Consider the following 8,029-nt stretch of genomic DNA (forward strand, 5'->3'; position numbering starts at 1 on the left):
TAGGAAGAGTTACTCTCTTTCAGTAAGTAGGCACCTGGAAGTGCGTAACACACAGCGAGGAGTGAGACGGTGGCCACCACGACGGCGGCGCAGCGGCGTGACCAGGCGAGACTCGCCTTCGACGCCTACTTCGCCGAATGCCCTTCCCGCAAGCTGCTCGACCGGCTCAGCGACAAATGGGTCACGCTGGTGCTCAGCTCGCTGGCCTCCGGCGAGCGCCGCTACAGCGACCTGGCCCGGCACATCGCGGGGGTCAGCCAGAAGATGCTCACCCAGACCCTGCGCGGCCTGGAGCGCGACGGCCTGGTGGCGCGCCGGATCACGCCGCAGGTGCCGGTGCGCGTCGACTACGCGCTCACCCCGCTGGGCCAGAGCCTGATGCCGCTGGTCACCGCCATCAAGGCGTGGGCCGAGGAGCACATCGAGGACGTCGAGGCCGCCAGGGAACGCTACGACGCTACCGCCTGAGCCGCACCGGCAGCCGGGCCAGCCCGCGCAGCACCACGTTCTCCTTGTACGGCGGATCCGGATCGGCGGCCTCCATCTTCGGCGCCGCCGCGGCCAGCGCCGACAGCGCGATCTCGCCCTCCATCCTGGCCAGCGTCGCGCCCAGGCAGAAGTGCAGGCCGAGCCCGAAGGCCAGGTGGCGGCCGGGCTCGCGGCCGGGGTCGAACCGGTCGGGATCGGCGAACGCGGCGGGGTCGCGATTGGCCGCGCCGATCGGCACGAGCACGGCCGAGCCCGCGGGCACCGGCGTCCCGCCCAGTTCCCGGTCCTCCAGCGCGATCCTGGAGGTGAGCTGGACCGGCGGATCGAAGCGCAGCACCTCCTCCACGACCTCCCTCGGGCGCTCGGCGGCGCGGTGCAGCAGGTCGTGCCGCAGCAGGTTCAGCACGCCGTTCGCGATGAGGTTGACGGTGGTCTCGTGGCCGGCCACGAGCAGCAGCACGCAGGTCGCCAGCAACTCGGCCTCGGTGAGCTCCTCGACGTGTGCGAGGGCGCTCAGGAGGTCCTCGCCGGGACGCTCGCGTCGCCGTGCGATCAGGTGGCGGAAGTAGTCGCGGAACTCGTTCCTGGAACGCTCCGTTTCCGACATGAGGGCGTCTGTCAGCATCGGGTCAAGTCCGCGGGCAAGGGCCTCGCTCCATCCGCGGAAGCGGTCGTGGTCCTCCGGCGGCACCCCGAGCATCTCGCTGATCACCATCACCGGCAGCGGGTACGCGAAGCCGGAAATCAGCTCCGCCTCCTCCGGCAGCCGCCCGATCAGGTCGGCGGTGATCGCCTCGATCCGCGGCCTGAGGCGGGCCACCATGCGCGGCGTGAACGCGCGGCTGACCAGAGCACGCAACCGGGTGTGATCGGGCGGGTCCATGAGCAGGAACGACCTGCCGGGCTGACCTGCCTCTTCCTGCGCGGACGGGGACGTTCCGTGACCGAACCCGGGGTCGCGCAACACGGCCGCGCACCACTCGTACGTGGTCACGACGAGCAGCCCGCCGCGCGTTCTGAAGATCGGCCCGGCGGCTCGCAGCTCGCGATATCGGACGTACGGATCGCGCACAAATTGCGGATCCGAGGGATCAAAACCCAGCACGTCGGTGGCGCTCATCGGAGGTGGAACCGGGCCGCCGAATTGATCGTTTGGACCGTTCATAGCGGACCACGGCGTGCCAACATATGCGGAGTACGTCACATATAAGTGATCATGTCAATAGCACTGGTCAAGGGCGCCGATTGTGGCGCTTGACGACCTTTCCGCGATGCGTTTACCTTCACCGAGACGAGCGGCTTTGCTTCGCCTGAAAGGTCCGAGTTCTGCTGTTTGGGGGAGGGCTCCCGGTGGATGTGCTCACAGAAGGCGTTGAGCTGAGCCACGCGGATTTGGCGTTACTGGCCGAGCTGGCCAGGGGAGTGACGGTCGATCGGGTCGGCAGGCGGCTGGACATCAGCGGACGGACCGTACGGCGCAGGCTGAGGGGCATCTGCGACCGCATCGGGGTGGCCACGGCGATCGAGGCCGTGGCATGGGCGGCGCGCCGCCAGCTCATCTAGCGGCGCTCATCTGGTGGCGCTCATCATCCAGTGACGCTGGGCGAACCGGCGCTGGGCGAAGTGGCGCTGGGCGAACCGGCGCGCGGGTCAGTCCGCGATGCGCACGCCGCCGGCGAACGGCCGCCCGCCGATCGGGGCGACCCGCACGACGTCACCCGTCCGCGGAGCGTGGACCATCATGCCGCCGCCGATGTAGATGCCGACGTGGTGCAGGTCGCTGTAGAAGAACACCAGGTCGCCGGGGCGCAGCTGGTCGCGGCTGACCTGCCTGCCGGCCGTCCACTGGTCGCCGGTGTAGTGGGGGAGCGAGATGCCCACGCGCTGGTAGGCGGCCATCACCAGCCCGGAGCAGTCGTAGGAGCGCGGCCCTTCGGCGCCCCACACGTACGGCTTGAGCTGCTGGGTGAGGGCCCACTTGACGGCCTGGGCGGCCTTGCCGTCGCCGATGACCGGCAGGTTGACGCGCACGGCCCGGGTGCCGGGACGGCCCGCCTCGCCGACGGCCCGCCGGTAGAGGTTGCTCTCGACCTTGGTGACCAGCTTGGTGATCTTCGAGCGCCTGCTCTCCAGATCGGTGACGAGCTTCTGGACCTCGGCGATGCGGGTCTTGGCGCCGGCCCTGGCCCGCTCGGCGGCCTCCATGGCCCTGGCGAGCTGGTTGACCTCCTCGCCCTGCTGCTGTTCGAGCGCGTACGTGGTCGCGGCCCGGTCGAGGAAGGTCTCGGGGTCGCCGGACTGGGCGAAGGCCAGGGCCTTGTCCAGGCCGCCGGTGATGTAGGCGTTCTGGGCGAGCAGTGAGGCCCTGGCGCGCTTGGCGGCCAGGTCGGACTCGCTGGTGGCCAGGATCTTCTGGGCGGAGTCGTTGGCCTTCTGGGCGGCCTTCAGCCGTTCGCGCTGCTCGTTGTACTGCTCGGCCAGCGTCTCGATCTCTTCGTGCAGCTTCTCCACCTGGTCGGAGAGCTCGGAGAGCGACGGCTTCGGGTCGGCGGCGGCGGAGCCGACGGGGACGGCGAACAGCATCGCGGCGACGGTGACGCCGATGACGCCGAGGCGGTGTGCGCGCCTGGCCTGCTCCTGGGGGCGGGCGTGCCTGCCCCCGGACGTCCCCGAGCGGTCGAACGTCCGCTTCACCAACCGAGCTCCTCTCATCGACGCCGGCCGGGTTAGCTGACGGGTTCGGGCCGGAGCAGCCCTACCGAGATGGTCGGATTCACCCCAAGTGGTGGCGCCAGGTGCTCGCCGCCGTTGGTTCCCCGGCTTCCCTTGCGGGAATTGGGCGTGTCTTTCCGCGCGCATTACGCGGAGAACATCGTCGCTGGACACTAATGCACTCCGGGTTCACGCTCAACCGGAACTGCCGAGTCTGTAGAGGTTTCACAACTGAAGGGTCACAAGGTGATCTCGTGGGTAGCCGTACGGAAGCGGGCTTCTGCACCTTTTGTCCAGCATTCGGGGTGCTGAGGTCTGGAGGAAAGCTCCAAGTCGGCCCGTGTTCACCTGACCACGGGATGTGATGAGATGCCCGAGACGTGGGATTTAGGGCCGAGCCGTAATGAGATCTGTACCCTGGAGAGCCATGGAGCAGGTGGCCGAAGTGGCAGTCCCCGAGACCGCGGTCGTGGTCAGGCGTGCGCGCACGCCCGACGTGCGTGCGATCAGGCGTCTCGTGGACACCTACGCGGGCGCGGGGCCGCGGCTCCTGGAGAAGGCCACGGTCACGCTGTACGAGGACGTCCAGGAGTTCTGGGTGGCCGAGCGGGGCGGGGAGGTCGTCGGCTGCGGCGCGCTCCACGTGCTCTGGGAGGACCTCGCCGAGGTCCGTACGGTGGCCGTCGATCCCGCGTGCCGGGGGCTGGGCGTGGGGCGGCGGATCGTCTCGGCACTCGTCCGGCAGGCGAAGGATCTGGGACTGCGGCGTGTATTCTGTCTGACTTTTGAGGTCGACTTCTTCGCGAGGCACGGTTTCCGCCCCATCCAGGGCACACCGGTCTCACCCGAGGTCTACGCCGAGTTGCTGGCCTCGTACGACGAGGGTGTGGCGGAGTTCCTTGATCTGGAACACGTCAAACCGAACACCCTTGGCAACACCCGCATGCTGCTGCATCTGACATCGGGTGACGCGGACCTTGACCACTTGGAAAGGTGATTGTTGATACCTATGTCGATACGTTGGGCAGCACAGGCATGTGTCCTGACACGTGCCACATGCGCACTCGAAGCGAGGTGACACGGTGAGCACCGGACAGCCGCCGTACCCACAGGACGATTCCGGCGAGAACCCCGAGTACGGCCAGCACCACGGCCGTCGGCCCGGTGAGCCCGACCCGGACGTGACTGTGGTCGGCTACCGGGCGGACGATGCCTTCGGCCAGCCCCCATACGGTCAGCAGCAGCAACAGGGCTATGGCCAGCAACAGCAGTACGGCCAGCAACAGCAGCAGTACGGCCACCAGCAGGGCTACGGCCAGCAGCCCCAGTACGGCCAGCAGGCCGCCCCGGGTCAGCAGGGCTACGGCCAGCAGCAGGGCTACGGCCAGCAGCCGCAGTCCTCGGGCCAGCAGTACACGCAGCCCGGCTACGGCCAGGAGGCCCAGTACGGCCAGCAGGCCGCCTCGGGTCAGCAGGGCTACGGCCAGCAGCCGCAGTCCTCCGGCCAGCAGTACACGCAGCCCGGCTACGGCCAGGAAGCCCAGTACGGCCAGCAGGGTTACGGCCAGCAGCCCGCCTCCGGCCAGCAGTACGCCCAGCCCGGCTACGGCCAGCAGGCCGCTTCGGGTCAGCAGGGCTACGGCCAGGAGGCCCAGTACGGCCAGCAGGCCGCATCGGGTCAGCAGGGTTACGGCCAGCAGCAGTACGGCCAGCAGCCGCAGTCGCTACCCGACTACGGCCAGCAGCAGGGCTACGGTCAGGACGCCCAGTACGGCCAGCAGGCCGCCTCGGGCCAGCAGGGTTACGGTCAGCAGCCGCAGTCCTCGGGCCAGCAGTACGCCCAGCCCGGCTACGGCCAGCAGGCCGCCTCCGGTCAGCAGGGTTACGGCCAGGAGGCCCAGTACGGCCAGCAGGGCTACGGCCAGCAGCCGCAGTCCGACTACGGTCAGCAGCAGGGCTACGGCCAGGACGCCCAGTACGGCCAGCAGGGCGGCTACGCCCAGCAGCAGTACGGCGACCAGCAACAGGGTTACGGCCAGCAGTACGGCGACCAGCAGCAGTACGGCCAGGCATACGGCCAGCAGCAGCAGTCGCAGCCCTACGGCCAGCCCGGCTACGGCCAGCCCTACGGTCAGCCCGTCGGCGTGCAGCCTCCGGGCGCTCCGGCCCCCCTGGCGGAGTGGTGGCAGCGTCTGGTCGCGAGGATCGTCGACGGCGTCATCCTCGGCGTCGTGAACTTCGTGGTCAGCCTCATCCTGGGCCTGCTCGCGGTCGGTTACGACTCGGCGACCGGCCTGACTTCCGGCCTCTTGTCCCCCTTCGTCATCATCCTCCTGTCGGCGATCGTGACGACCGCCGTCTGGGTGTGCTACGAGTTCTTCCTGACGAAGATGAACGGCCAGACGGTCGGCAAGATGGTCATGGGGATCAAGGTCGTGCCGGTGGGCCAGGCCCTGCCTCCGGGCGGGCTCGCGTCCGACCTGGCGATCAAGCGCGCCGGCGTCACCTGGGGCGGCTACATCCTGAGCTGGATCCCGTTCCTCGGCCCGCTGCTCGCCTGGGCGTGCGTCGCGGTCAACGGCGCCTCGCAGCTGTGGGACAAGCCGCTGCAGCAGACGTTCGCGGACAAGTTCGCGGGCACGGTGGTCGTGAAGATCAAGTAATCCCGCGTCAGCGTAAAACAGGGGCCGGCTTCCCGCCGGCCTCTGTTTTGTGTGTGCGGGGCGTACCAATATGGGGGGTACGACCGCCGACCGCGTGAGGTGGGATATGGCCGGGACACCGTCGTGGCCGGGCGCCGTGCCCGCGGAATGGTGGGAACGCCTCGCCGCCCGCTTCATTGAGGCCCTGGTCTTCGGGGTCTTCTATTACATTCTGTTCATCGCGCTGTGGGGCGCCTTCCGGACTGTCGGGATGGTCGAGGCGTTCGGCGGACGGCTCCCCGGGCTCTTGGCCTGGTTCCTGGCCGGCCTGTGTTATACGGCCTATGACTGGCGGGCCCATTGCCTGCGCCGGCGCACGTTCGGCCAGGCGATCATGAAGATTCGCCTGGCGCCGGACGACCTTCCGCGTGGCGCCCTGCTGAAACGGGCCCTGGTCTATCCCGGGCCTGTCATGCTGATGGGCATTCCGGTGGTCAATCTGCTGGCCGGAATGCTGCTGTTCGGCGTCGGGCTGCTCATCCTGATCGACAAGCCGTTGGAGCGCGGGCCGCATGACAGGCTGGCCGGAACGCGGGTGGTAAAAGATCTTCGTTGAGGCGTCCACACCTGGGAAGATGCCTTTTCGCAAAATTTTCCCTTGATCCGGTAAGGAGCCTGGAGAGACTGGCATTAGGCTATGGGACGTCCGGGTTGCCGGATGTCGGTGCCCCTGCTCCCTGAGGGCGACTGTGTGTGGCTATGGTCGGTTCCGGGTGAGTTGTCACCTAGGCGTCATGAGCGTCCGGCGTGCTCCCGCAGGTCCCGCAGGTCGCGCCGGGATGCGTATTTAGCGCCCCCGAAACCCTGCTAGCCCTGGAGGCGAGGACGAATGGAAGCCGTAACAGACGTATTGTCAGCGCTCATCCCCCCGGTCGTGGTCGGCGGCGCCTTCATCTTTGGCGCGGTGAAGTTGCTGCGATCGGAGGGCGCCGGGCGACGGGCAAACCGCCAGGATCAGGCCGAGAACCAGAACTGATCTGCCAGTCAGCCGAATCCCCGTAGCGCTGAATTGTCTCCGCGCCTTTCCGGGTATATGTTTGGGCGAGCGAATGAAACAATGCTCCGGGAAAGGATTGCGTAGATGGCCAAGCAGATCCAGGAGATTCTCATCGATGACCTCGATGGGGGCGAGGCCAATGAGACGGTCAGCTTCGCTATTGACGGCTCCTCCTATGAGATTGACCTCAGCGACGTTAACGCCAAGAAGCTGAGGGACGCACTCACGCCTTTCGTGCAGCACGCCCGCAGGGCAGGAGCCGTGTCCGCCCGTCGCCGTGGTCGCGGCGGCAACCGTGCGATGAGCCGCGAGAAGAGCTCGGAGATCCGGCAGTGGGCCAAGGCTCACGGCCTGCCGGTCAGCGAGCGCGGCAGGATCGCCTCCACCGTCGTGGAGAAGTACGAAGCGGCTCACTGAGCCTCGTCGAGAGAGCCATCTCCTGACCATGCGCTTATGCCGTTCGCCTAGGACCCCGGCGAGCGCCATAAGCGCATGATCGTTTTTGTGGGGAGTTCGTGAATCCCCGGACCACTTGTTGATCTTCTAATTCGCCCAAATGTGGGCGTATTGCTCGCTCGTGTCGCCGGACAAGGCGCCCGCGCGGGGAGTGGAACGTGCCGGGCTTTGCGGCCGGCGTCCGTGTCAATTCCCGGGCGCCGCCGGGCTCGCCGCGTGATGGCCGCCGTGTTCGTCGTCGTGTTCGTCACCCGCGGTCGGAACGGGCCAATGCCGTCACCCGCCGCAATGTTCCCCTTCCCGGCTCCTGCGGCGTACGCGCAAAGCGGTGACGCTCCGCCGCACAATCGGGCAGCCGGTGCTTCGGGAAGCGCCGTCGCAAGCCCTGTTCCGGTACCGGGTACTTCCGTCTTCTTACGCCTTGTGCGGGGTTCTCAAGGCTTGTCGGTGCTTGTTCGAGCCTCTCTTCGGGCTTCTCGGTGGGCCGGGACGCGGATGACCGGCAAAACGCGGGCGTGCGGCTGGTGGGGCACGATGGAAAACCGGTGGCCTCTCCCGTGTGCCGCGCATTGTCCCGTCGCGGGACCCCCGTGCGCACCGGCGATCGGTAACCCGGCTGACCCGATGGGGAATACGTGTGACGTGCGTTGCGTGCCGAGTTGTGCTCAGGGCG

8 protein-coding genes and 1 riboswitch are annotated in these 8,029 nt (G+C 67.8%); of the genes, 6 read left to right on the forward strand and 2 right to left on the reverse strand.

Going from position 1 to position 8,029, the window contains the following annotated elements; all coding sequences use genetic code 11:
• Positions 1-69 precede the first annotated feature (69 nt).
• A complete protein-coding gene (locus ACWEJ6_RS15060; protein ID WP_387672192.1) occupies positions 70-468 on the forward strand; it encodes a winged helix-turn-helix transcriptional regulator in 399 nt (132 codons plus the stop codon).
• Here the strand turns inward: ACWEJ6_RS15060 and ACWEJ6_RS15065 are convergent.
• Entirely contained in the window at positions 458-1,561 is a 1,104-nt protein-coding gene (locus tag ACWEJ6_RS15065; protein ID WP_452424074.1) for a cytochrome P450, read from the reverse strand. The two genes, ACWEJ6_RS15060 and ACWEJ6_RS15065, sit on opposite strands and share 11 nt — an antisense overlap.
• A gap of 278 nt (positions 1,562-1,839) precedes the next feature.
• Here ACWEJ6_RS15065 and ACWEJ6_RS15070 point away from each other — a divergent pair, with 278 nt between their 5' ends.
• The gene (locus ACWEJ6_RS15070; protein WP_132597751.1) at positions 1,840-2,052 is read left to right on the forward strand and encodes a helix-turn-helix domain-containing protein; all 213 of its coding nucleotides are present in this window, start codon (positions 1,840-1,842) and stop codon (positions 2,050-2,052) included.
• A gap of 87 nt (positions 2,053-2,139) precedes the next feature.
• Here the strand turns inward: ACWEJ6_RS15070 and ACWEJ6_RS15075 are convergent, their stop codons facing one another.
• The gene (locus ACWEJ6_RS15075; protein WP_387671507.1) at positions 2,140-3,183 is read right to left on the reverse strand and encodes a C40 family peptidase; all 1,044 of its coding nucleotides are present in this window, start codon (positions 3,181-3,183) and stop codon (positions 2,140-2,142) included.
• 6 nt (positions 3,184-3,189) lie between these two features.
• Positions 3,190-3,341, reverse strand: a riboswitch (cyclic di-AMP (ydaO/yuaA leader).
• A 287-nt stretch (positions 3,342-3,628) separates the two neighbouring features.
• On the opposite strand from ACWEJ6_RS15075, the gene ACWEJ6_RS15080 reads away from it, so the two are divergent.
• The 4 genes from ACWEJ6_RS15080 to ACWEJ6_RS15095 all read left to right on the forward strand — a co-directional run bounded on the left by ACWEJ6_RS15080 (position 3,629) and on the right by ACWEJ6_RS15095 (position 7,317).
• Positions 3,629-4,198 (forward strand): amino-acid N-acetyltransferase, encoded by a 570-nt coding sequence (locus tag ACWEJ6_RS15080; protein ID WP_358291588.1) that lies wholly within the window; start codon positions 3,629-3,631, stop codon positions 4,196-4,198.
• 85 nt (positions 4,199-4,283) lie between these two features.
• Positions 4,284-5,864 carry an RDD family protein gene (locus ACWEJ6_RS15085; protein ID WP_452424077.1) on the forward strand — a complete coding sequence of 527 codons (1,581 nt, stop codon included), beginning with the start codon at positions 4,284-4,286 and terminating at the stop codon, positions 5,862-5,864.
• A gap of 106 nt (positions 5,865-5,970) precedes the next feature.
• On the forward strand, positions 5,971-6,459 hold the full coding sequence (locus ACWEJ6_RS15090; RefSeq protein WP_358291591.1) for an RDD family protein: 489 nt from the start codon (positions 5,971-5,973) through the stop codon (positions 6,457-6,459).
• Positions 6,460-6,984: 525 nt separating this feature from the next.
• A complete protein-coding gene (locus ACWEJ6_RS15095; RefSeq protein ID WP_125641669.1) occupies positions 6,985-7,317 on the forward strand; it encodes a histone-like nucleoid-structuring protein Lsr2 in 333 nt (110 codons plus the stop codon).
• Positions 7,318-8,029: the final 712 nt, after the last annotated feature.

It is taken from the genome of Nonomuraea sp. NPDC004702, from assembly GCF_053601695.1.

Bases quoted from the DNA above. Each gene is read 5' to 3' on its own strand.
- ACWEJ6_RS15080 (WP_358291588.1), top strand. From the start codon at position 3,629: ATGGAGCAGGTGGCCGAAGTGGCAGTCCCCGAGACCGCGGTCGTGGTC.
- ACWEJ6_RS15090 (WP_358291591.1), top strand. From the start codon at position 5,971: ATGGCCGGGACACCGTCGTGGCCGGGCGCCGTGCCCGCGGAATGGTGG.
- ACWEJ6_RS15095 (WP_125641669.1), top strand. From the start codon at position 6,985: ATGGCCAAGCAGATCCAGGAGATTCTCATCGATGACCTCGATGGGGGC.